17 protein-coding genes and 1 tRNA gene are annotated in these 23,294 nt (G+C 64.6%); 1 reads left to right on the forward strand and 17 read right to left on the reverse strand.

All coding sequences use genetic code 11. From position 1 onward, the window contains the following. Position 1: 1 nt before the first annotated feature. The 5 genes from FY258_RS04475 to FY258_RS04495 form a co-directional block, all read right to left on the reverse strand. Positions 2-772 carry a dihydroorotate dehydrogenase electron transfer subunit gene (locus FY258_RS04475; protein WP_118104025.1) on the reverse strand — a complete coding sequence of 257 codons (771 nt, stop codon included), beginning with the start codon at positions 770-772 and terminating at the stop codon, positions 2-4. Positions 773-889: 117 nt separating this feature from the next. After that, complete coding sequence (locus FY258_RS04480; protein ID WP_118103477.1) at positions 890-2,179, reverse strand: dihydroorotase; 1,290 nt, start codon at positions 2,177-2,179, stop codon at positions 890-892. Further along, a complete protein-coding gene (locus tag FY258_RS04485) occupies positions 2,163-3,107 on the reverse strand; it encodes an aspartate carbamoyltransferase catalytic subunit (RefSeq protein WP_118103479.1) in 945 nt (314 codons plus the stop codon). The genes FY258_RS04480 and FY258_RS04485 overlap by 17 nt, the downstream gene beginning before the upstream one ends. A gap of 3 nt (positions 3,108-3,110) precedes the next feature. Then, on the reverse strand, positions 3,111-3,695 hold the full coding sequence (gene pyrR, locus FY258_RS04490) for a bifunctional pyr operon transcriptional regulator/uracil phosphoribosyltransferase PyrR (protein ID WP_118103481.1): 585 nt from the start codon (positions 3,693-3,695) through the stop codon (positions 3,111-3,113). A gap of 243 nt (positions 3,696-3,938) precedes the next feature. After that, on the reverse strand, positions 3,939-4,967 hold the full coding sequence (locus tag FY258_RS04495; protein ID WP_182279417.1) for an SGNH/GDSL hydrolase family protein: 1,029 nt from the start codon (positions 4,965-4,967) through the stop codon (positions 3,939-3,941). Between the two features lie 335 nt (positions 4,968-5,302). Between FY258_RS04495 and FY258_RS04500 the strand changes: the two genes are divergently transcribed. Further along, positions 5,303-5,377: transfer RNA gene (locus FY258_RS04500), tRNA-Asn, on the forward strand. Positions 5,378-5,988: 611 nt separating this feature from the next. On the opposite strand, the gene rpoD is transcribed toward FY258_RS04500, so the two are convergent. The 12 genes from rpoD to FY258_RS04560 form a co-directional block, all read right to left on the reverse strand. Continuing rightward, positions 5,989-7,335, reverse strand: a complete 1,347-nt coding sequence (rpoD, locus tag FY258_RS04505) for an RNA polymerase sigma factor RpoD (protein WP_118103485.1) — start codon at positions 7,333-7,335, stop codon at positions 5,989-5,991. Between the two features lie 158 nt (positions 7,336-7,493). Further along, positions 7,494-9,485, reverse strand: coding sequence for a DNA primase (gene dnaG / locus FY258_RS04510; RefSeq protein ID WP_118103487.1), 1,992 nt, complete (start codon positions 9,483-9,485; stop codon positions 7,494-7,496). Continuing rightward, positions 9,475-10,533: a riboflavin biosynthesis protein RibF gene (gene ribF / locus FY258_RS04515; RefSeq protein ID WP_118103489.1), complete on the reverse strand. Its 1,059-nt coding sequence runs from the start codon at positions 10,531-10,533 to the stop codon at positions 9,475-9,477. Before ribF ends, dnaG begins: the two co-directional genes overlap by 11 nt. Continuing rightward, positions 10,530-11,450 carry a tRNA pseudouridine(55) synthase TruB gene (gene truB, locus FY258_RS04520; protein ID WP_118103491.1) on the reverse strand — a complete coding sequence of 307 codons (921 nt, stop codon included), beginning with the start codon at positions 11,448-11,450 and terminating at the stop codon, positions 10,530-10,532. The genes ribF and truB overlap by 4 nt, the downstream gene beginning before the upstream one ends. Positions 11,451-11,549: 99 nt before the next feature. Next, positions 11,550-12,518 (reverse strand): DHH family phosphoesterase, encoded by a 969-nt coding sequence (locus tag FY258_RS04525; RefSeq protein WP_182279445.1) that lies wholly within the window; start codon positions 12,516-12,518, stop codon positions 11,550-11,552. 37 nt (positions 12,519-12,555) lie between these two features. Beyond that, positions 12,556-12,987, reverse strand: coding sequence for a 30S ribosome-binding factor RbfA (gene rbfA / locus FY258_RS04530; RefSeq protein WP_118103495.1), 432 nt, complete (start codon positions 12,985-12,987; stop codon positions 12,556-12,558). Between the two features lie 84 nt (positions 12,988-13,071). Further along, entirely contained in the window at positions 13,072-15,765 is a 2,694-nt protein-coding gene (infB, locus tag FY258_RS04535; protein ID WP_118103497.1) for a translation initiation factor IF-2, read from the reverse strand. Positions 15,766-15,839: 74 nt separating this feature from the next. Then, positions 15,840-17,120 (reverse strand): transcription termination factor NusA, encoded by a 1,281-nt coding sequence (gene nusA, locus FY258_RS04540; protein WP_006722457.1) that lies wholly within the window; start codon positions 17,118-17,120, stop codon positions 15,840-15,842. Positions 17,121-17,122: 2 nt separating this feature from the next. Continuing rightward, a complete protein-coding gene (gene rimP, locus FY258_RS04545; RefSeq protein ID WP_118103499.1) occupies positions 17,123-17,617 on the reverse strand; it encodes a ribosome maturation factor RimP in 495 nt (164 codons plus the stop codon). 135 nt (positions 17,618-17,752) lie between these two features. Continuing rightward, positions 17,753-20,314 (reverse strand): leucine--tRNA ligase, encoded by a 2,562-nt coding sequence (leuS, locus tag FY258_RS04550; protein WP_118103501.1) that lies wholly within the window; start codon positions 20,312-20,314, stop codon positions 17,753-17,755. A 182-nt stretch (positions 20,315-20,496) separates the two neighbouring features. Further along, on the reverse strand, positions 20,497-21,582 hold the full coding sequence (locus FY258_RS04555) for an acyltransferase family protein (RefSeq protein ID WP_182279418.1): 1,086 nt from the start codon (positions 21,580-21,582) through the stop codon (positions 20,497-20,499). A 198-nt stretch (positions 21,583-21,780) separates the two neighbouring features. After that, complete coding sequence (locus tag FY258_RS04560; RefSeq protein WP_118103505.1) at positions 21,781-23,292, reverse strand: IMP dehydrogenase; 1,512 nt, start codon at positions 23,290-23,292, stop codon at positions 21,781-21,783. Positions 23,293-23,294 lie beyond the last annotated feature (2 nt).

Genomic DNA, 23,294 nt, shown 5'->3' on the forward strand with positions numbered 1-23,294 from the left:
CTCACCAGACCACCACCTTGGTCGCATCAAAGACCGGTCCGCACATGCAGGCGCCCTGCATGCCGTCGGTCGTCTCGACATTGCAGGTGCTGCATGCACCAAAGCCGCAGCTCATCATGCGCTCGAGGGAGGCCTCGCAGTACACGCCCGCCTCGGCCGCAGAGGCGGCGACCTTGCTCATCATGACGCCGGGGCCGCAGGTGGCCACGTAGTCGTACTCGTGGGAGGAGAGCAGCTCAGCGGCGGACTCGGTGCAAAAACCGTGCAGGCCGGCCGTACCGTCATCGGTCGCCACGCGGACCTCGCCGGCGCCCAGCGCCTCGAAGTCCTCGACGCCGACGAGCTTGGCTACAGTGGCGGAGCCCACGCACGCATCGACCGCGATACCCGCCTCGGCGAGCTCACGCGCCAGGCACAGCACCGGGGGAACACCGATGCCGCCGCCGACCACGAGCACGCGACGGGCGCCCTCGGGAACGCGCCAGCCATGGCCGCCAGGGCCGAGTAGGTCGCTCGTAAAGCCGCGGCCCCACTCGGACATGCGCTGCGTGCCCTTGCCGACGACCGCGTACCAGATCTCGACGGTGCCGCGCTCCGGATCGGCGGCGACGTAGCTCAGTGGCACGCGCAGCAGCTCACTCGGGTCGCCCGGAACGCGGATGTTCACGAACTGACCGGGCTTGAGCGCGGATGCGAGACGCGGGGCCGAAATGACGAGCGAGAAGATGCCGTCGGCGATCTTCTCGTTCGAAATGACCTCGAAGTCATGCATGCGCGCAGGCGAAGGATTCGGCATATATGCTCCCCTCCCCATGCGAGGCATGGTTGATTGACAATGCCGCACGGGCAGCGCGCAAAGACGCGGCCCGTGCGGCGCTCGAAGCTTATGTTAGCAAACGACGCCGTTGGCGAGCGTGCGCTTGCCGCCCACGAACACGTCGGTGGCGCGGCCGGTGAGCTCGACGCCCTTGAAACCGGAGTTCTTGGCGTGGCTGGCGAAGTCATCCTCGGAGACGGTCCAGACCGCATCGGCGTCGAAGACGGTGAGGTCGGCGACGGAGCCCTCGGCAATCGTGACCTGGTCGAGGCCCAGGATCTTACGGGGCTCGATGGCCATGAGCTCGACCATGCGACCGAAGGTGATCTTGCCGGTCTTGACCAGGTTGGTGATCACGAGGCCGAGTGCAGTCTCGAGACCGGTCATACCGAACGGGGCGAGCTCGAACTCACGGGACTTCTCCCAGTCGGAGTGCGGGGCGTGGTCGGTGGCGATCGTGTCGACGGTGCCGTCGATGACGCCGGCGATGAGCGCCTCGGCGTCCGCAGCGGTGCGCAGCGGAGGGTTCACCTTGAAGCAGGTGTTGTAGGTGCCGTCGATGGCGTCCTCGGTGAGGAACAGGTGATGCGGGGTGGCCTCGCAGGTCACGGGCAGGCCCTTGGCCTTGGCGGCGCGGACCATCTCCAGGCCCTTGGCGGTGGAGATGTGCTGGATGTGCAGCTTGGCACCGGTGAGCTCGGCGATCATGATGTCGCGCATGATCTGGAGCTCCTCGCCCTCCGCCGGCCAGCCGAGCAGGCCGAGGCGGGTGGAAACGGCGCCCTCGTTGATCTGGCCGTCGCCGACCAGGTCGTTGTCCTGGCAGTGGCTCATGAAGACCTTGCCGAACATCTGGCCGTAGTCCATGGCGCGGCGAAGCATGCCGGCGCCCTGGATGCCGTGACCGTCATCGGTGAAGGCGACGCAGCCGTGCTCGACCATGTTGCCCATCTCGGAGATGATCTCGCCCTTGAGGCCACGGGTCATGGCGCCGGAGGGGTACACGCGGCAGTGGCCCTTGGCGGCGGCGACGGACTTGATGTACTCGACCACGACGCCGTTGTCGGTGACAGGGTTGGTGTTGGGCATGGAGCACACGCCGGTGAAGCCGCCCTTGGCGGCAGCGGCGGTCTCGGACTCGATGTCGCCCTTGGCCTCGAAGCCGGGCTCACGCAGGTGGACGTGCATGTCCACCAGGCCGGGAACGAGGTACTTGCCGGACAGGTCGACGACCTCGGCGCCCTCAGCGCTGAGGTTCTCGCCGACGGCGGCGATCTTGTCATCCTCGACGAGGACGTCTACACGTCCATCAAGCTCGACAGACGGGTCGACGACGTGGGCATTCTTAAGAAGCAAGGCCATTATCGGCACCTCCAAGCAGCAGATACAGGGCAGCCATGCGCACGCAGATACCGGCGTACACCTGGTCGAGGATGACAGAGCGCTCCGGATGATCGGGCATGTAGGAGTCGAACTCCACACCGCGGTTGATCGGGCCGGGGTGGCACACGATCGCGTCGGGCCTCATAAGACGCTCGCGGGCCTTGGTGAGACCGTAGAGCTGGTGGTACTCGCGCTCGCTCGGGAACGGCGCGCCCTCGAGGCGCTCGCGCTGGATACGCAGCATGTAGACGACGTCCAGGTCCGGCAGCACATCATCGAGGCTGTTGGACACGTAATCGGCGCCCAGGATGTCGGGGCGGGGCGGCATGAGGGTGTTGGGGCCCACGGCCGTGACCTCGGCGCCCATGATCTTGAGCGCGGGGATGAGGGAGCCGCAGACACGGGAGTGGCCGATGTCGCCCACAACGCCGACCTTCAGGCCGTCGAAGCTACCCTTGCGCTCCCAAATGGAGTACAGGTCGAGCAGGGCCTGGGTGGGATGGCCGTGCTTGCCGTCGCCGGCGTCGATGACGACGGCGGGGCTGGCCTGGGACACGATGTAGGGCGCGCCGGCGTGCTTGTCGCGCACGACGATGCAGTCGATCTTGTAGGCGTCGAGCGTCATGACGGTGTCGATGAGGCTCTCGCCCTTCACCGTGGAGGTGGAGGAGCCGCCAAAGTTCAGCGTATCGGCCGACAGGCGCTTCTCGGCCAGCTCGAAGGAGCTGCGGGTGCGCGTGGAGGGCTCGTTGAACATGTTGACGATGGTCTTGCCCTTGAGGGTGGGGACCTTCTTGATGGCGCGCTCATTGACCTCGGAGAACGCCTTGGCGGTCTGCAGGATCGTCATGAGCTCGGAGTCGGAGTACTCCGAGATATCGATGAGGTGCTTGTGGTTGTTGAACACTGCCTACTCGCCTCCCAGCGGAGCGGAGCCCACGCGGGCGCCCTGCTCGACGTTCGTGATCTCAACGGTGGTGCGGCCGTCGACCTCCTCGAGGTAGAGGCGCACATTCTCCTCATGGGAGGAGGGGACGTTCTTGCCCACGAAGTCGGGGCAGATCGGAAGCTCGCGATGGCCGCGGTCGACCAGGACGGCCAGCTCGACGCGGCTGGGGCGACCGAGGTCCATGAGGGCGTCCAGAGCGGCGCGGATGGTGCGACCGGTGTAGAGGATGTCGTCGACGAGCACGATGCGCTTGTTGTCCAGGTTGAACGGGACGTTCGTGGCGTGGACGGCCGGGGCGAAGTTGGTCAGGTAATCGTCGCGGTAGAAGCTGATGTCCAAGCTTCCTAGGTCGACGCGCACCCCCTCGATCCGCTCGATCTCGTCCACGAGCTGCTTGGCGAGCAGATCGCCGCGGGTCACGATGCCGACGAGCGCGAGGTTCTCAACGCCCTCGTTCTTCTCGACGATCTCGTGAGCGATACGGGTGATCGCGCGGCTGATCGCGGTCTCGTCCATGATGACCGCCTTCGGTGAAGACATGCCCATCAAACTCCTTCCTTGCCTCTTCGACGCCGGCTCAGTGCCGCGTCAAAAAATAATGCCCGACCGTTCACACACGGCACGAGCATCCCACGAGGACCCGAAGCAATCGGGCTATGTTCTCCTTGCGGGTATCTCGTACCACGTTTAAAGGTCTCGTCTATTGTACACGCATCCCCCCGTGGCGAGGGCATGAAAAAACACGCACCGCCCCAATCTTCACAATGGGGCGGTGCGCATGATCTTTGGCTAACGCCCGTCCTTCGGTCCGCGACAGGCTATCGCCCAGCGGGAGTCGGTCGACTCGTCCATAGGGCACCCGTGGCAATGCGAGCGCCCGCACGTCCGAACGGCGCGCGGTGCATCCCCGATGGATGCGGGCATCTCAGAAGATCCCTCCATGCGCGCGATGACCATGTCTGCAATTTGACGCATGCCGAGAGCCGACGGATGACACCCGTCCACCGCGTCGTATTGGATGCCGTACGCCCGCACATCGGCGACATGCGCCCCCGCCTCTCGCGCCGCCCGAACGATGGCGCGGTTGTAAGCATCCAGCTCAATGCCGCGTATCTGATACTTGTAACAGCGCTCCGCCTCGCTCGGAGACGTTGCGGGGCACAGCGTCAGGCACCAAATCTCGGACGAGGGCGCAAGGCGACGGATCGCGGCGAGGACATCGCGATACGCGGCATCGAACCGGTCCAGCGCATCGGGGCCGACAACCCATTCGACGGAGCGCTCGCCCGCAAGGTCCTCGGGGCGCGCAGACGCAGAAAGCGACCCGCCCATCACCTGGTTGCGGCCACCGCCCCAGCCGTAGTCGTTAATGCCCATGTACACGAGGACGACATCGGGGCATTCGCCCCGCGCGCCGAGCAGCGAAGCGATGCGCTTCTCGCTATTGCCCGCGGGAAAACCGTATCCCTCGACGACGGAACCGGAAAAGGAGGAGTTGGCGATCAGGTGGCCGTCGAAGTGATCGATGACTCTCCCCCACCATGTGTCTTGGGGGCGTTCGACCCCATCGACGTGAACCTCGCCCTCGTAATGAACCCGCCAGCCCTCGGGAACCCAGCCCATGAGCGTGCTGATTGAATCGCCCAGAACGGAGAAGCCTCGCCCCTTCAGACGGCCGCTTATCGAGCGAGGCGTATTGCCTCCAGCTTCATTGGCGCAATTGACGCTCCCAACTTCCTTGGCAGACGAGGCGGCCTCGGCGCATTCGGCGGTTTTGGAAACGTCGGATTCCTCGGTGCTCATATGATCAGGGCTCATGGTGGTCCTCTCCCTCATGTCCTTCTGCAACGTCCGACCGCTCTTGGCGGCGAGGAGCTCGCGTCCGCAAAGCAATACAGCAGCCGTCTCACCCTCGAGGCGTTCGGGTACGTTTGCGGCATTTCGATCGGCAAGCCCGCTCAATGATAGTCGTCTGAGGTCTCTTGACCCGATTTATTCGGGCAACGGTATATCTGACCTGCAGGTTTGATCATCCTAAAACCGGCGGCGGGCAAAATCTAAAAAATTTTGAAATTGGGGCTTGCAACGCTTCCCTCCATCCGTATAATAAATTTCGTTGCTTGCGAACAGACAGCCAAAAGCAACTTGACAATTCCTCGATAGCTCAATGGTAGAGCCCGCGGCTGTTAACCGCGTTGTTGTAGGTTCGAGTCCTACTCGAGGAGCCAGAACTTTCAGACCCGCTTCGGCGGGTCTTTTTGTTATGCATGGAATGAACCCCACTCCCTCTTTCTTTTGCTATGCAGGGGTTGAGCCTCCCCTCGATTGATCAGCGGTACGGCAATACATGAACATGGCCATCGCTCGTATCGAATGACCAACAGCGCTGAGCGACCGCCCGCTCTGAGGCGACATCTGCGCCGCATTAAGGGCCCGTCGATTGGGAGCCATGAACTTGTGCACGATTTGGGTGTACACAAATGGAGGGCATGAACGATTCGTGCATAACCTCCATTTCATCGACGCATCTACCTGCGGGTTTGTTAAGCTCAGAAATGTAAACTTTGGCTAACCGTTCACAAGCTCCAATCGTTCATAACCTCCAAGCCTGCGCGGTCCCGCAAGGGCACTCGCGTCATCGCTTGCGTGCCCGGCCATACGTCCCGACGGGCCGGACGGCACGAGGAGCCGCACGTCCCAGCAATCCGCACGTCCCAACCAGCCACAAAAAATGGCCGCCGACACAAGCCGGCGGCCAAAAAGGCTCGCTATATAAACTGGCGCTCGCGGATCCCGAACGCTCGCAAACCCGAGCGCCCACGCGACCCGTGTGCGGCGTTTAGCAGTTCTCGAGATAATCCTTGAGCTTGCTCGAACGGCTGGGATGACGCAGCTTGGCCAGCGTCTTGGACTCGATCTGGCGGATGCGCTCGCGCGTCACGCCAAACTCGCGTCCAACCTCCTCGAGCGTACGGGGATGACCGTCCTCAAGGCCGAAGCGCAGCTCGATGACCTTGCGCTCGCGCTCCGCAAGTCCGTCGAGGACCTGCGTGAGCTGCTCCTGCAGCATCGAGAAGCTGGCGGCGTCCGCGGGGGCGACTGCCTGCGCGTCCTCGATGAAGTCGCCCAGCTGGGAGTCCTCCTCCTCGCCGATGGGCGTCTCGAGGGACACCGGCTCCTGGGAGATCTTCTGAATCTCGCGCACGCGGTCGGCGCTCATATCCATCTCGGCGCCGATCTCCTCCGGGGTCGGGTCGCGGCCGAGGTCCTGGAGCAGCTGGCGCTGCACGCGCACGAGCTTGTTGATGGTCTCGACCATGTGGACCGGGATACGGATGGTACGGGCCTGGTCGGCGATGGCGCGGGTAATGGCCTGGCGGATCCACCACGTGGCGTACGTGGAGAACTTGAAGCCCTTCTCGTAGTCGAACTTCTCGACCGCGCGGATGAGACCGAGGTTGCCCTCCTGGATGAGGTCCAGGAAGAGCATGCCGCGACCGACGTAGCGCTTGGCGATGGAAACGACGAGACGCAGGTTGGCGGAGATGAGGGCCTGCTTAGCATCGAGGCCGACCTGCTCGACGCGCATGAGACGACGCATCTCGGCGCGGGTCAGCTCAATCTCGCCGGCCTCCTGCTTCTCCAGCTTATCGGCGGCGTCGAGACCGGCCTCGATCTTCATGGCGAGGTCGACCTCCTCGGCTGCGGTCAGCAGGTCGACCTTGCCGATCTCCTTGAGGTACATGCGAACGGGGTCGCCGGTGAGCATGACCGTGGAGGCGTCGATGCCGCGGGCTCGGGAACGGCTGCGCGTGGTGCGGACGGTGCGGGCCTTCTTCTTGGATTTGGTCGAGGCCATCTCGGCATCGGCCTGGCGGGCCATCTTGAGGTCATGGTCCTCGTCGCTCTCGTCACCGTCGAGGTCGTCGTCATCGTGCGACACGTCGCGGTCATCGTCATCCACGATCAGCTCGGAGTCGTCATCCTCGGTGGCCGAGACGATCTCGACGCCGCGGTCGCGAAGGAACTGGTAAATGGAGGACAGCTGTGCATCAGTGACGTCGACGTTCTTGAGGACGATCTGAATCTCATCCTCGGTGACGGAACCGGCCTTGGATCCCAGGTCGAGCAGCTTCTCGATGGTTGCGTCCAGAGCGGAACCGGTGCTTGCAGACTTTTTCGGCACAGATGCTCCCTTCTTAGCACATAGGATTCATCACTTTACCACGCTTCTATACCCGTTTGCCAGAAGAAATTGCAGCATCCGAGCAGATTCTATGCATGAACGCGGTTTTGGGACGCCGCCGTCGAGCGTGACGCCCGATCATGATGCCCTCAAACTCCCTACTCCCTAAACGGGTCGGCGATGCCCTCGACGGCCTGCTCGAGCTCACGGATGCGCGCGGCGTCTCGCGTCGCCTGGATCGCGAGCTCCCTGCGTTCATCGGACGACATGGACCGGTTCGAACGCAGACGCGCCTGGGCCGTCTTCATGCGGCGGCGCGTCGTGTATAGCTCGAGCGTATCGAGGAGGAACTCGATGTTGGTCTCCGTCGGGTGCTTGCTCGTAGCGGAGAGCAGACCGGAACCGACCAGCTGCGCGGCCTCGGGGCAGACGGCGCGGGCGGCGGCCATCGCGTCGGCGGGCGCGGTCCCCTCGGGCGTCGCCAGAATCGACCAGGCGATGGTCTCGCTGCGGGCGTCGACCCATTCGACCTCGGTGATGCGCTCCGCGTAAGCGCGGAAGCTGTCGGGATACGTAGTCAGCAACGTGAGCAACTCGTGTTCGCAGGCGAGCTGCCGGCGTTCGAGATCGGTAAGCAGCCCACCACCGGAATCGGGACCGGCATCGGCCACCGTGGGGACCGGCGCCCCCTGAGCCGGGTCCTCCACAGGTTCGTAGTCGTAAGGAACCTCCTCGTAGGGAACCTCATCATAGCCGGACGGGGCGGGTGCGGTAGCACCTGCGGCCTGCTGGGTATCGGGGGACGACTGGGCGCGCTCGCGCTGCTTCTCGCGGCGGCGCGCGGTCTCCTCGCGCTGCTGCACCTCTCGGAACACCTTGCCGGCGCTCGCGCGGATCGTGTCGACGTCCAAGCCGAGACGGTCGGCGATCTGCATGTAATAACTGTCGATCATGTAACTCGCGCGCAACGGATAGATGAGCTCGAGCGCCGAGCGCATCGCCTTGGCGCGGCCGCCCGGGGTGGAGATATCGCTTTCCTCCTCGAGCTTGCCAAAGACGAAATCCATGAGCGGAATGGAATTGTCGAGCAGCTCGCGTAGGGCCTCTCCCCCATTGGCGCGGACGAAGTCATCGGGGTCCTGGCCGTTGGGCAAGATCACGCAGCGCAGGTCGAGGTCGTCCTTCTCGATGAACTGGACCGCGCGTCGCGCCGCCTTCTGCCCGGCGGCATCACCGTCGAACATGTAGACGATCTTCTTCGTGAAGCGCATGAGCGTCTTCACGTGATTCTCGGTCAGCGCGGTGCCAAGTACCGCCACGATGTTCTCGATACCGGCCTTCCAGCAGCTCATAGCGCTGATATAGCCCTCAACGACGATCGCCTCGTTGTTGTTGACGATATGGTCCTTGGCCCAGTTGAAGCCGTAGAGGTTCTTACCCTTATGGAAAATCGGCGTCTCGGAGGAGTTGAGGTACTTGGCGTTGGTCTTTTCCTTGTCGAGCGCGCGCCCACCGAACGCGATGCAACGCCCCTGCTCGTCGAAGATCGGGAACATCACGCGGTCGAAGAAGCGGTCGACCAGACCGCCGCCGCGGCTCCTGAAGGCGACGTTGGCGTCGATCATTTCCTGAGGCGTGAACCCCTTGGATCCAAGATGGCGGACAAGCATGCCGTGGCCCGGAGCGAAACCGAGGCGGTACTTGCGACAGGTCTCAGCATCGAGCTCGCGCTCCTTGCAATAGTCGCGGCCGCGCGCGTCCTTACCACGCATCAGCAGCGTGTGGTAGAAGGAACAGGTCTCCTCGCACACCTCGACCAGGCGGTTCCGTTTGGTGCCGGAGCGTTTGAAGGAATGATCCTCCTCAAGTTCGATGCCGGCGCGGTCGGCGAGGTAGCGGATGGACTCGGGAAAACTCAGGCCCTCGCGCTTCATCACGTAGGTAAAGGCGTCGCCGCCCTCGCCGCAACCGAAGCAGTGCCACACCTGAGTGGCGGGTATCACATGGAAGGACGGGGTTTTCTCCCCGTGAAACGGGCAGCATCCCCACAGGTCGGTGTTGCCGCGGGGCCTGAGCTCCACGGTCTCCGACACCAGGGCCACGAGGTCCGTGGCGTCCCGCACCTTGTTCTTATCATCCTCAGAAATCACGCGCGATCCTTACCGGCGATGTGCCGAACTGTTCACGTACCGTTTCAATGTCGCGGTTGACGGCCTCGATAAGCACGTCGACCGATTCGAAAGAATGAGAGGGCCGCAGGAGGCGGTCGAAGGCGATGGCGACCTTCTTGCCATACAGATCCCCCGAGAACCCGATGAGGTTCGCCTCCAGACGGGCCGATTTGACCGAGTCGGCGAACATCGGGGGCACGCCGGCGTTGATCGCAGCGGGCCATACCGCGCCGTCGACCTCGGCAAGACCGGCGTACACACCGTCGGCGGGCATCTGCGCATATCCGGGGACCTCGACATTTGCCGTGGGGAACCCCATGCCCGTCCCCTGCCCCCTGCCGGGACCGACCTGGCCCCGCAGCATGGGGCGACGGCCGAGCAGGCGACGTGCGGAGTCGACGTCGCCGCGAGATATGAGCGAGCGGATGCGCGTCGCCGTGATGGGTGCGTCGCCGTCCAAGATGAGGTCGTGCCCCGTCACCGCGATGCCCTTGTGCGCACCCCAATCCGCGATGATGGGAACGGTTGAGGCCCCGCGGGCGCCGAGCCTGAAGTCGCTCCCCACGTGAATGGCGCGAATGTCGAGATACGGGGCGAGCACGCCCTCGAAGAAGGCCACGTGATCGAGGGCGGCGAGCTGACGGGTGAACGGGACCACGGCCACGCGCACACCGATCGAGGCCAATGCGCGCAGCCTCCCGTCCATCGAGGTCAGCTTGGGGGCGGGATGTGCGCTCACCACCTCATCGGGATCCGGGTCGAACGTGACGGCGACGGCCGCCACGCCGCGTTCCCGCGCATCGTCGATGGCATGGCGGAGCAGGTCGGCATGACCGCGATGTACGCCATCGAACGCGCCTATGGCGATGACGCACGGCAACGGTCCGTCGACGGGGGCATCGGTCGCCCCACCGACGCTCAGCACCGAAGCGTCGTCCCCCATCCCGGCGCACAGGAAATCGGCTGCGAGCTCTTCCGCGGCGGGCATGACGCCCCTGCGGCGGGTCTGACCGTCAGACGGCATCATCTCCGTGCCCCCTCGACACCCTGGGGAAAGACCGTCTCCATGCGGACGCGGCCGTCTTCTACACGGCCGATAGCACGCAACTGGCCGCCATGAACGAGCGCGATGCCGCCCGCCGCGTCGCGTGCGGTGCAAGCGATGGCCTTACCGTTGAGCACGTCGGCGAGCTCCGCGTCGGACAGCTCGCGCGCGGGATACCCCAAAACGCTCGCAGGGTCCAAGGCGGATGCACGAGCGAGTTCTTTGTCAAGATCCTCGACATGGAGGCACGACCCGATGCCCACCGGACCGGAGGCGGTCCTTCGCAGGTCGACGATATGCGCCGCGTTGCCGGCGGCGCGCCCGATATCGCGCGCCAATGCCCGGATGTAGGTGCCCTTGCTCACATCGAAGGATGCGGTCCACACGGCGTGGCCGTCGGCCTCGTCGATGGAGACCAGGTCAGCCGAATACACCTCAATCGTACGGGCGGGCAGCTCGACATCCTCGCCCGCACGGGCACGCTTGTAGGAGCGCACGCCGTCGACGGAGATAGCCGAAAACGCCGGCGGGACCTGGTCGAGCTCGCCCACAAAATCGGCGAGCAGCTGCTTGGCGAACATCGGAGACAGCAAGTCGTCGCTCATGGGGGCCGTGCGGGTCACCTCGCCCTCGGCGTCATCGGTCGTGGTCTCGGCTCCGAACATGATGCGCGAGAGATATCGTTTTCGGTCGAGCGTGATCCGACCGAGCAGGCGCGTGGCCTGACCGACGCCGACGATCATCACGCCCGACGCCAGCGGGTCGAGCGTGCCCGCATGGCCGACGCGACGCTCGTTGAGCGCACGACGCACCTTGGACACCACGTCATGCGAGGTGATGCCCACGGGCTTGTCGATTGCGAGAAGAAGATTCAGTTCGCTGGGCTTGCGCTTTCCCATGCTGTCCTCTCGTATGTATGCGGGAAGGGGCGCCCTCCGCCGGCCGCCGGGCGAATCGCCGGACGGCCGGTCGGGACGGGTACCCCTGTCCGTGAATGTCTATTGCAAAAGCGCCTCGAGCTTGGGAAGTACGACTTGCGCAGCCTGCTCCACCGTTCCCTTGAAGGTGAAGCCCGCAGCCGCGGCATGTCCTCCCCCGCCGAGCTCGACGGCGATACCGGAGATGTCGATGGAGCCCTTCGAGCGCAGGTTTCCGCGCACGGAGCCCGGCTCATCCTCGCGCAGGAACAGGCACAGCTCGGTGCCACCGACCTGGCGGACGATATCGATCAGACCATCGCACTCCGCGGGCTTGACCCCGCACGAGCGCAGATCGTCCTCATACGCATAGCTGAAGGCCACACGACCGCCGGCACGACCCTCGATGCGACTCATGACGATCGACTCGAGGTGCAGGTACTCCAAACGCTGGCTCTGATACACCTCGAGCGCGATGCGCGCCGGCTGTGCACCGGCGTCGACCAAGCGGGAGGCGCAGGCGAAGGCGGAAGGGTTCGCATTTTGGTACTGGAACCTGCCGGTGTCGGTCATGACACCGGTGAGCAAGCACGTGGCGATATCGGGGGTGCACGGCCAACCGGCGGCGTTGAGCAGCTCCTCGACGAGGACCGCCGTGGCGGCGGCCGACGTCACGCGGACCGTCACATCGCCGAACTCCTCGCACGTGGGATGGTGGTCGATGACCACGCGACCGTGGGCGCGCTTGGCGACCGCGGCGGAATCGGCCAGTCGTCCGAGGGTGGGAACATCGACCGAGATGAACACGTCGTAACGCTCGTCGTGACGCACGGCGGGCTCGAGCTCGTCGGCCCCCGCAAGGAAGCGGTAGACGCGCGGGATCGCGCCGTCATCGGCGAGCAGCAAGTCGACCTTCTTGTCGGGGAACTGGGCCCGAATCGAAGCGCCGAGCCCCAACAGGGACCCGAGCGCATCGCCGTCGGGATTCGTGTGACCGGAGATCGCGATGGTCCGGGCGTTCTCGACGTACTCGATGACGCCTTCCCACATATCGGGAGTGGTGGACCGACCGGAGCACGGCGAGGTGCTACTGTTCATCGACATCTTCCTCATCGGAATCCGTATCCTCGCCCTCGGAATCAGCGAGGGGGTAGCCGAACTCGTCCTTCTCGACCGAAAGCGTCGTGGGGACGTTCTCGAGTGCGCGCGAGATGGCCTCGGCCTCGTCGGTCGAGCGGTCGATCTGGAACGCGAGCTCGGGGGTCACGCGCCAATCGAGAGCGCGGGCGAGCAGGCTGCGAATGCGGCCCTTGGCGGCGTTGAGCGCCTCGAGGACCTCTTCGTAGCGGTCGCCGTCGCAGCTCACGTACACACGGGCGAAGGAACGATCCTGCGCCACCTCGACGCCGGTGAGCGTGACGAGGTCGAGACGCGGGTCGGCGATCTCAAACAGGAGGATGTAGCCGAGCTTTTCGCGCAGCTGCTCTCCCAGTCGGCGAGTCAGCGGGGTCTGCTTCATGTCTCTCTCCTTAGATGCAGCGCGAGCGGCCCTGAGGGCCGAAAGCGGCCCGCGCCTTTTTGGCGCGAGCCGCATGAGCGGTCGTTACTCGGTACGAGCAACCTCGACGATCTTGTAGGCCTCGAGGATGTCGCCGACCTTGATGTCCTGGAACTTCTCGATGCCCAGGCCGCACTCGTAGCCCCTCTTGACGACGTTGACATCGTCCTTGAAGCGGCGCATGGAGCCGAAGGAGCCGTCGAACACCACGACGCCGTCGCGCACGACGCGGACCTTGTCATCGCGGCTGATCTCGCCCTCAGTGACCATACAACCGGCGATGGTGCCGGCCTTGGGCACGCGGAAGGTGTCGCGGACCTCGGCGGAACCGGTCTGGACCTCCTCCTCCGTGGGCTTGAGCATGCCGATACGGGCGGCGTCGATGTCCTCGATCGCCTTGTAGATGATGGAGTACGTCTTGATCTGGACGTTCTCGCGCTCCGCGGCGTCGCGGGCCTTGGGCTGCGGACGGACGCCGAAGCCGATGATGATGGCGTTGGAGGCCATGGCCAGCGTGACGTCGGTCTCGGAGATGGCGCCGACGGCGGAGTGGATGATGTTGATGCGGACCTCGGACTGGTCCATCTTGCCGATGGAGTCGGCGAGGGCCTCGATGGTGCCCTGGGCGTCGGCCTTGACGACCAGGTTGAGCTCCTTGAGCTCATTCTGGCTCATCTCGTCGAACAGGGTCTCGAGCGTGACGTGCTTGACCTTGTTCTGCTCCTCGATGCGGGCCTTGAGGGCGCGCTGCTCGGCCAGGTCGCGGGCGTCGCGGGCGTCCTCGAAGACGCGGAACTCGTCACCGGCGGCCGGGACGGAGTTGAGGCCCAAGATCTCAACGGCGTCGGAGGGGCGGGCCTCGTCCTTGTGGTTGCCGTGCTGGTCGAGCATGGCACGGACGGAGCCGTAGCTCTGACCGGCCACGATGGTGTCGCCCACGTGCAGGGTGCCGCGGGTGACGAGCAGCGTGGCGACCGGGCCGCGGCCGCGGTCGAGCTTCGCCTCGATGATGTTGCCGGAGGCGAAGGTGTCCGGGTTGGCCTTGAGCTCGAGGACGTCGGCCTGAAGCAGGATGGTCTCGAGCAGGTCGTCGATGCCCTGGCCCTTCTTGGCCGAGACGTTGACGAACATGTTCTGGCCGCCCCACTCCTCGGGGATGATGCCGTACTCGGTCAGCATCTGGCGCACCTTGTCGGGGTTCGCCTCGGGCTTATCGCACTTGTTGACGGCGACGATGATCGGCACGCCGGCGGCCTTGGAGTGGTTGATGGCCTCGATGGTCTGCGGCATGACTCCGTCGTCGGCGGCGACGACCAGGACGACGACGTCCGTGATCTTGGCGCCACGGGCACGCATGGCGGTGAACGCCTCGTGACCCGGGGTGTCGACGAAGGTGATCTGGCGACCGTTGATCTGCACCTCGGAAGCGCCGATGTGCTGCGTGATGCCGCCGGCCTCGCCGCTCCAGACGTTGGTGTGGCGGATGGCGTCGAGCAGGCTGGTCTTGCCGTGGTCGACGTGGCCCATGACGGTGACCACGGGCGGGCGGGACTTGAGGTCCTCGGGTGCGTCGTAGAAGCTGAAGGAGTTCTCCTCCTCGGCGGTGACGATGCGCACCTGGCGGCCCAGGTCGTCGGCGACGAGCTCGACCAGGTCGTTGCTCATGGTCTGCGTCATGGTGAGCGGGGTGCCCAGCAGGAACAGGCGCTTGATGATGTCGTTGGCGGAGACCTCGAGAATCTCGGCGAGCTCGGCGACGGTCACACCCTCGGAGACCTTGACGGCGTCGAGGTCCTCGGGGTTGATGCCCTGTGCGAGCGCTTCCTCGATCTTGCGCTCCTCGGCTGCAGCGGCGGCCTCGGCTGCACGCTTCTCCTTACGCTTCTTACGACGGCCGGAGGACTCGCGAGAGGCCTCCTCGACGGCAGCGCGAGCGTCGGCCAGAACCTTCTCGCGGCTGTACTCCTCGGCCTCGCGGGCCATGCGGGCGTAACGATCCTCGCCCTCGTGGTTCTCATGGGAAGCGCCCTTGCGGCCCTTCTTGCCCTTGCCGGCCTTGTCGGGCGAGGGCGGGAAGTTGTCGGGCATGTTGGCGGCCGGAGCGGAGCTGCGGCGACGGGTGCGGGCCGGAGCGTCCGTGGTGGCGGCGCCGTTCTGGCCGGCGTTGCGACCGCCGCGACGACCACCGCGGTCGGAGCGGGAGTCGGACGCGGGCTTGGCGGCCTCGGCAGCCTTCTTCTCCTTGAGGACGACCTCCTGCTCGGCGATCTGGTCGAGCAGGGAGCGGAACCTCATGCCGGAGTCGGACGCGGGGACGGCGCGGCGCTTGGCCTCGAGCTCGGCCTCGCGAGCGGCCTTCTCGGCCTCCTCCTTGGCGCGGCGCTCGGCCTCCTCCTTGGCGGCACGGGCGGCCTCAGCGGCGGCCTGGGCCTCCTGAGACAGACGGCGCTCCTCCTCGCGACGGGCCTCGGCGGCAAGGCGCTCGGCCTCCTCCTTGGCAGCGGCCTCGGCCTCGGCGGCGCGCTCGGCCTCCTCCTCGGCGCGCTTAGCGGCCTCGACCTCGGCCGCACGGGCCTCGATCACGGGGGCGAGCTGCTTCTTGACCATGGCGACGAAGGCGTCCTCGAGGGAGGACGACGCGGACTTCGCCGGGATCTTCATCTCTTCAAGGTGGCCCATGAGTTCCTTGGACGTCATGCCGAACTCTTTGGCCAGGCTGGAAATACGGACTTTCGCCATATCCTTCACCTACCTCTCACGCGCACCGGGCGCGCATCTTCAATCAACAAGAATCAATGCGTGGGAACGCGGGCCTAGATGAGGTCCTCGGCGCATGCCAGGGCGTCGTCGCCGGCGCCATCGAGCTCGCCGTCGTGCACGCCGCAGAAGCGGGAGCCAGGGCGGGCCTGATTGCGGCAGCGGGTGCCGTCCTCGCCGACGTGCGCGCAGCGCTCGGGCTCGAGGTCGGCGGGCTCATCGTCGATCAGATCCTCGACGACGGGCTGAGGTGCCAGCGGGACGTTCTTGAGGATGTCGGCCGCGAGGGTCTCGCTCTTGATATCGATGTGCCAGCCGGTGAGACGGGCGGCCAGGCGGGCGTTCTGACCCTCCTTGCCGATGGCGAGCGACAGCTGGTCGTCGGGGACGATGACGCCGGCGTAGTTCTTCTCGGGGTCGATCAGCACGCGGGTCACCTTGGCCGGGGACAGGGCGTTGGCGACGTAGACGGCCGGATCCTCGTCCCACAGGATGACGTCGACGCGCTCACCGCGCAGCTCGCCCACGACGGCGCGCACGCGGCTGCCCTTGGGGCCGACGCAGGCGCCGACCGGGTCGAGGCGGTCGTCCAGGGAGTGGACGGCGACCTTGGAGCGCTGGCCGGGCTCGCGGGCGATGGACTTGAGCTCAACGGTGCCCTCGTAGACCTCCGGGACCTCCTGCTCGAACAGACGACGCATGAGCTCGGAGTGGGTACGGGAGATGACAATCGGCGGGCGGGAGTGCTCGCCACGCACCGGGGGAAGCGTGGAGTTGGGGTCGCGGACGTCGATGATGACGGCCTTGAGGTGCTGGTTGTGCAGATAGCGCTCGCCGGCAGGGCGCTCGTTGCGCTCGTCGGGGTAGCGGCGCTGGTCGAAGTGAGGCAGCTCGGCCTCGACGCCCTCGCGGATCTTCACGATGGTGAAGTCGGGCGTGGACTGCAACACGGTGCCGTTGATGAGATCGCCCACGCGACCGGAGAACTCCTCGTAGATCTGCTCGCGAGCGGCGTTTCGCACGATGGCGTTGATCTCGGCCTTGGCGGTCTGGGCGGCGAGGCGGCTCACGTCCTTGGGCGTGACGTCGATCTCCTCGTATTCGGTGAAGTTGCCCTCCTCATCCATGGAATCGTCGATGGGCTCGAGGCGGTACACGTAGATCTTGCCGGTGGTGCGGTCGATGGTGACCTTCGCGCCCCAGTCGAGCTTGAGAACGCGAGCATAGGTCTCGGCGAGTGCGGCCTCAAGGCGATCGAGCAGGTAGAGCTGGTCGATGTGCTTCTCCTGGCACAGCTCCATGAGAGCTTCCATCATGGTGAAATCGGCATCTGCCATGGTTAGTTCCCTTCCTTCACGCCCTTGAAGTCGAAGACCGGCTTCAAGGTGCACTTCTTTACGTCGTCAAATGCGATGGTGACCGCATCCTCGCCCTCGGGCTGAATGGTCACGCACGCGTCGGTGGCGGCGGCGATGGCGCCCTTGTAGGAACGGCGCCCCTCCATGGCCGTGGTGGTGAGCTCGACGTCCTCACCCACGAAACGGGCGAAGTCGGACGGGCGGCGCAGCGGACGCTTCATGCCCGGGGAGCTGACCTCGAGCGTGTAGGCGCTCGAAATGGGATCCAGGGCCTCGACGGTCTCGGACACCCAGGCGGTCTGGGCGGTGACCTCGTCGAGGTTGATGGGATCGCCCTCGAGCTTATCCAGGCGCACGCGCACGCACGGGGCCTTGGTGGCACCGACGACCTCGACGTCGACGATGTCGATGCCGTGCTCGGCGGCGCGGGCCTCCAGGGCATCGATGATGTCCTGCTCCACCTTGCTCTTGACCATGTGACACCTCACTTTCATGAAAAGGGAGCGCGGGCGAACCCGCACTCCCTTCACGTGACAACTTCATTTAACGGGACTATAACACATTCCCAGCGTACGGGGCAATTTTGCCGTGGATCGACCCGATTTGGAAGCCTACTTCACCACAAGATTTACAAGTTTGCCCGGGACGCAGATAGCTTTGACGACCGTCTTGCCCTCGATGTGCTTGGCAACGGCGGCCTCGGCGGCAGCCTGCATGACAGCGGCATCGGCGCCCGCCGGCACCATCACGCGTGCGCGCATCTTGCCGAGCACCTGGACGGCGATCTCGACCTCGTCGGCCGCGGCCTCGGCGGCGTCGAACTCCGGCCACGGGGCGGTGTAGACGCTCCCCTCGCGGCCGAGGGCGGCGTGCCACAGCTCCTCACAGGCGAACGGGCAGATGGGCGCCAGGACGGAGACGATGTCGCAGGCGACGAGCGCAGTGAGGGCGGCGTCGCGCTCCGCGGCGGGCACGACGTTGATATAGGCGCTCGCGGCGTTCACGAGCTCCATCATCGCGGAGATGGCCGTGTTGAACTGGCCGCGATCGAAGTCCTCGGTGCACTTGGCCAGCGTGCGATGGCGCTCGCGGTACAGCTCGAGCGCGGGCTTGGACAGGGCGACCTTATCGAGCGAGGCGGCGTCGCCGGCGGTCTCGGCCAGCTGCCAAACGATGCGCCAGGCGCGCTTGATGAAGCGGTTGGCGCCCTCGACGGCTTTGGGATCCCAGTCGAAGTCCTTCTCGGGCGGGGCGATGAACAGGATCGCCAGGCGCATGGTGTCGGCGCCAAAGGGCTCGATGACCGAGCTCGGGGGCACGACGTTGCCCCTGGACTTGGACATGGTATCGCCGTTCTCGTCCTTCACCATGCCCTGACACAGCAGATTGGTGAACGGCTCGTCGACGTCGAGCAGCCCCATATCGCGCAGGGCCTTGGTGAAGAAGCGGCTGTACAGCAGATGAAGGATCGCGTGCTCAATGCCGCCGATGTAATTGTCGACCGGCATGAAGCGGTTCGCGGCCTCGCGCGAGAACGGCAGCTCGGTGTTGTGCGGATCGGTGTAGCGCAGGTAGTACCAGCTGGAGCACGTGAAGGTGTCCATGGTATCTGTCTCGCGGCGGGCCGGTGCACCGCACACGGGGCAGGTCGTCTCGTAGAAGTCGCGGCACTCGGCGAGCGTCTCGCCCGCGGTGAGGTCGAGGTTCTCGGGCAGCATAACCGGAAGCTGATCGGCGGGCACGGGGACGATCCCGCAATGCTCGCAGTGGATAGCCGGGATGGGGTTGCCCCAGTAGCGCTGACGGGAGATGAGCCAGTCACGCAGGCGGTACTGGACAGAGCGCTTACCGGTGCCGGCGGCCTCGAGGTCGGCCACGATGGCGGCCTCGCCCTCGGAGTGCTTGCCGCCCGTCATGCCGGTGTACTTACCGGACTGGACCAGCTTACCCTCGCAGGTGAGCGCCTCATCCCAGTCGACGGAAGTCACGCGCGTGCCCTGCTCGTCCTTGAGGTCCTCATACAGCGGATCGTCCTCGGAGAGGATGATAGGAACGATAGGAAGGTCGTACTTCCTGGCGAAGTCGAAATCGCGCGCGTCGCCGCAGGGCACGGCCATGACAGCACCGGTGCCGTAGTCGGAAATGACATAGTCGGCCACCCACACGGGAACCTTGGCGCCCGAAACGGGGTTGATGACGTAACGGCCCGTGAAAGCGCCATGCTTCTCGAGCGTACCCTGGGCGCGCTCGACGGCGGAGATGTGCTTGGCACCCTCGACGACCTCGCGCACGCCGGCCTCATACCCGGTGCCCTCGACCAGGTCCATCAGGCCCTTGTACTCGGGGGCGAGCAGGAAGAACGTGTTGCCGAACAGCGTGTCGGCACGGGTGGTGAAGACGGTAATCTTGCCCTCATCGCCCTCGATTGGGTTGCCATCCACGTCACACAGAGTGAAGTCGACTTCGGCGCCCTCGGAACGGCCGATCCAGTTGGCCTGCATCTGCTTGACGCGCTCGGGCCAACCGGGGAGCTTCTCCAGGTCGTCGAGGAGCTCCTGGGCATAGGCGGTGATCTTGATGTACCACTGCTCGAGGTCGCGCTTCTCCACCTCGGAGTCGCAGCGCCAGCAGCGGCCCTCGGTCACCTGCTCGTTGGCGAGCACGGTCTCGCACTTGGGGCACCAGTTGACCGGATTCTTCTTGCGATAGACCAGGCCGCGCTCCCACAGCTTCTCGAAGATCCACTGGCCCCAACGGTAGTAGTCGGGGCTGCAAGTCTTGACCAGACGATCCATATCGTAGGAAAAGCCCATGCGCTTCATGGTCGCGAGCGCCTGGTCCATGTTCTTGTAGGTCCACGCGGCGGCCTGGGTGTTGTGCTTGATGGCGGCGTTCTCGGCGGGAAGGCCGAAGGCGTCGAACCCGATGGGGTGCAGCACGTCATACCCGCGCATACGGGCCTGACGCGCCATGGCGTCGCCGATGGTGTAGTTGCGCGCGTGGCCCATGTGCAGGTCACCCGAAGGGTACGGGAACATCTCGAGGACGTACTTCTTGGGCTTGGTGGAATCGGTGTCCACAGCGAAGAGATTCTGCTCCTCCCAGGACTTCATCCACTTCTCCTCGATGGCCTGCGCATCGTAGGCAGGAATCTCGTGTGCGTGGTCACACATGACGCTCTCCTTGCAGCTCAAACGGAGAGGTTCGACCCGACCGGCGCTTCAAGATCGACTCACGCACACCCTGTTGCGAAGGGCGTGCCGCGCGTGGACATCGAGCCATGGTGATTCGAACCCCTGATAGATTCAATGTGGTTGATTCTAGCAAATCATGCCGACCGAACCCGTAGGACGCACTATTTATTGGCGAGCGAACGGGACATTTTGATGCTGGGAACTTCGATGACGCGCCAGAACAACACCGCGAAAGCCATGCAGGCGGCCAGCGAGACCCCGGCTATCCCGAGCGGCGACGCCATGCCCAATTTAGGCATCAACGCCGCGAGGCCACCGATGAGAATCGCATGTGTGAGATACAGGCTGTACGAGATCTTTCCCAAGAAGAGCATAGGCGCGGTAGACAGCGCACGGCGCGTAAATCCATCTGCAATCGACACCACGACGATTGCCAAACAGGCAACATTCATAACCGTTGCCAACATAGCCTCGGCAACACCACCGGGATGCCACACGAGTGCAAGCTCGATGATGCCGAGCGAAAGGAAGATCGACGCCACCTCTACGGGCATCGAGATCTTCAGGGACCTGATCTCGTCAAACCGACTGGCAATCATGACGCCGACCCAGAACATGAGGCAAAGGCGAAGCGGGAAATACCCCGACCAGTGGGAGACGAACACCGCCACGAACATCGCAGCCAACGCAAGGCCCGTCCTGCGGATACGAGAAACGCACCAAATGGCAAGGGGAAGCGTCAGGCTGAACCAGAGTTCCCAGCTCATGGACCACACCGGAGAATTGACGCGTATGAGAGGAGCACCGAACAGGTTCTGACCATCGTCGGAGATATTAAAGAGCACATCGAATTGCATGAGGATGTCATGCACGACCCGCCGCCATCCGCCATCATAGACGATGGCGAGCGCCGAGCGCGATGTCGAGCCGATGCGCCACGCCACGAAACCCGCAACGACGCCCAGCGCGATCGCTGTAAAGAGCGGCACGCACAGGCGAACGACCCTTCTCGGAAAATAGGAAAGCCAATCGTATCCGCCATCTTTCATGTGCTTGAAGGGCACAAGCGACAGCACGATGCCGGACAGAATGAAAAACACGATCATAGAAGCGCTACCGGGAAAGAGGCTTGGACCCCCCTCGCCAAATGGCAGGACCATGATATCGATATGCAGCAAAAACACCATCAGGGCGCCGAGACCCCGAAGACCATCAAGCGATAAGACGCGATCCTCACGCACGGACATGGCCGCACCTCCCCCAAAGCACTCGAAACGAACTCTCATGATACCGCGCCGAAATTCCAGCCGCTTCAGCTTTGACGTCCCGAGTCAAGAAAATTGGGACGGGGCGATGCGATAACGCACCGCCCCGTCCCATCACCAACAGGGCAAACAGACCAAGGCGCGTCCAAAGCGACGAGCGCGTCTTGGCGTAAGTCCGTCTTAGTTGTAGCTCACCGTCTGCTGGGAGTCCTTGACCACGACGTCGTGGGCGCCGCCCTCGACGATGGAGGTGGCGGAGACGAGGGTGAGACGGGCCTTATCCTGCAGCTCGGGGATGGAGAGCGCGCCGCAGTTGCACATGGTGGACTTGACCTTGTACAGGGTGCCGTTCACGCCGTCCTTGAGGGAGCCGGCGTAGGGCACGTAGGAGTCGACGCCCTCGACGAAGGAGAGCTTCTGGGCGCCGCCCAGGTCGTAGCGCTGCCAGTTGCGGGCACGCGCGGAACCCTCGCCCCAGTACTCCTTCATGTACTGGCCGTTGACGTTGACGCGGGACGTCGGGGACTCGTCGAAGCGGGCGAAGTAGCGGCCGAGCATGAGGAAGTCGGCACCCATGGCGAGCGCCAGGGTCATGTGGTAGTCGTAGACGATGCCGCCGTCGGAGCAGACGGGCACGTAAACGCCGGTCTCTTCGAAGTACTCATCGCGGGCACGGCAGACGTCGATCAGCGCGGTGGCCTGGCCACGGCCGATGCCCTTGGTCTCACGGGTGATGCAGATGGAGCCGCCGCCGATACCGACCTTGATGAAGTCGGCACCGCAATCGGCCAGGAAGCGGAAGCCGTCGGCGTCGACGACGTTGCCCGCGCCGACCTTGACGGAATCGCCGTAGTTCTCGCGGATCCACTCGATGGTACGCTTCTGCCACTCGGAGTAGCCCTCGGAGGAGTCGATGCACAGCACGTCGGCACCGGCCTCGACGAGCAGCGGCACGCGCTCGGCGTAGTCGCGGGTGTTGATACCCGCGCCGACCATGTAGCGCTTGTTGGCGTCGAGCAGCTCGTTGGGGTTGGTCTTGTGGGAGTCGTAATCCTTGCGGAAGACGATGCCGACCAGGTGGTCGTTGTCATCGACGACGGGCAGGGCGTTGAGTTTCTTGTCCCAGATGAGGTCGTTGGCGTCCTTCAAGGTGATGTCCTTGTCGCCCACGATGAGCTCGGCGCGAGGGGTCATGAACTCGGAGACGAGCTTGGAGTGATCATCGCGGCTGGGGCGGTAGTCGCGGCTGGTGACGATGCCGAGGAGCTTGCCGGTGGGGGTGCCGTCATCGGTGACGGGCATGGTGGAGTGACCGGTGCGGTCCTTGAGCTGCATGACCTGCTCCATGGTCATGTCGGGCGTAAGGGTGGAGTCGGACTGCACGAAACCGGCCTTGTGGTCCTTGACGGCCTTGACCATGGCGGCCTCGGACTCGGGGGTCTGGGAACCGTAGATGAAGGAGATGCCGCCCTCGGTGGCCAGGGCGACGCCCATGTCCACACCGGAAACGGACTGCATGATGGCGGAGACCATGGGGATGTTCAACGTGATCTCGGGCTCCTCGCCGCGCTTGAAGCGGGTCAGCGGGGTCTTGAGGGAGACGTTCGTGGGAACGCACTCAGAGGAGGAGTATCCAGGGACGAGCAGATACTCAGAGAAAGTATGGGATTCACCAGGGAAAAACGTTGCCATGT

This window comes from Collinsella intestinalis, from assembly GCF_902364775.2.
Taxonomy (GTDB): Bacteria; Actinomycetota; Coriobacteriia; order Coriobacteriales; family Coriobacteriaceae; genus Collinsella.

Excerpts from the sequence above, each read along its gene's own strand:
- FY258_RS04475 (WP_118104025.1), bottom strand. The coding sequence starts at position 772 with ATGCATGACTTCGAGGTCATTTCGAACGAGAAGATCGCCGACGGCATC.
- FY258_RS04480 (WP_118103477.1), bottom strand. The coding sequence starts at position 2,179 with ATGGCCTTGCTTCTTAAGAATGCCCACGTCGTCGACCCGTCTGTCGAG.
- pyrR (WP_118103481.1), bottom strand. The coding sequence starts at position 3,695 with ATGGGCATGTCTTCACCGAAGGCGGTCATCATGGACGAGACCGCGATC.
- FY258_RS04495 (WP_182279417.1), bottom strand. The coding sequence starts at position 4,967 with ATGAGCCCTGATCATATGAGCACCGAGGAATCCGACGTTTCCAAAACC.
- ribF (WP_118103489.1), bottom strand. The coding sequence starts at position 10,533 with ATGATGCCGTCTGACGGTCAGACCCGCCGCAGGGGCGTCATGCCCGCC.
- truB (WP_118103491.1), bottom strand. The coding sequence starts at position 11,450 with ATGGGAAAGCGCAAGCCCAGCGAACTGAATCTTCTTCTCGCAATCGAC.
- FY258_RS04525 (WP_182279445.1), bottom strand. The coding sequence starts at position 12,518 with ATGTGGGAAGGCGTCATCGAGTACGTCGAGAACGCCCGGACCATCGCG.
- rbfA (WP_118103495.1), bottom strand. The coding sequence starts at position 12,987 with ATGAAGCAGACCCCGCTGACTCGCCGACTGGGAGAGCAGCTGCGCGAA.
- infB (WP_118103497.1), bottom strand. The coding sequence starts at position 15,765 with ATGGCGAAAGTCCGTATTTCCAGCCTGGCCAAAGAGTTCGGCATGACG.
- nusA (WP_006722457.1), bottom strand. The coding sequence starts at position 17,120 with ATGGCAGATGCCGATTTCACCATGATGGAAGCTCTCATGGAGCTGTGC.
- rimP (WP_118103499.1), bottom strand. The coding sequence starts at position 17,617 with ATGGTCAAGAGCAAGGTGGAGCAGGACATCATCGATGCCCTGGAGGCC.
- leuS (WP_118103501.1), bottom strand. The coding sequence starts at position 20,314 with ATGTGTGACCACGCACACGAGATTCCTGCCTACGATGCGCAGGCCATC.
- FY258_RS04555 (WP_182279418.1), bottom strand. The coding sequence starts at position 21,582 with ATGTCCGTGCGTGAGGATCGCGTCTTATCGCTTGATGGTCTTCGGGGT.
- FY258_RS04560 (WP_118103505.1), bottom strand. The coding sequence starts at position 23,292 with ATGGCAACGTTTTTCCCTGGTGAATCCCATACTTTCTCTGAGTATCTG.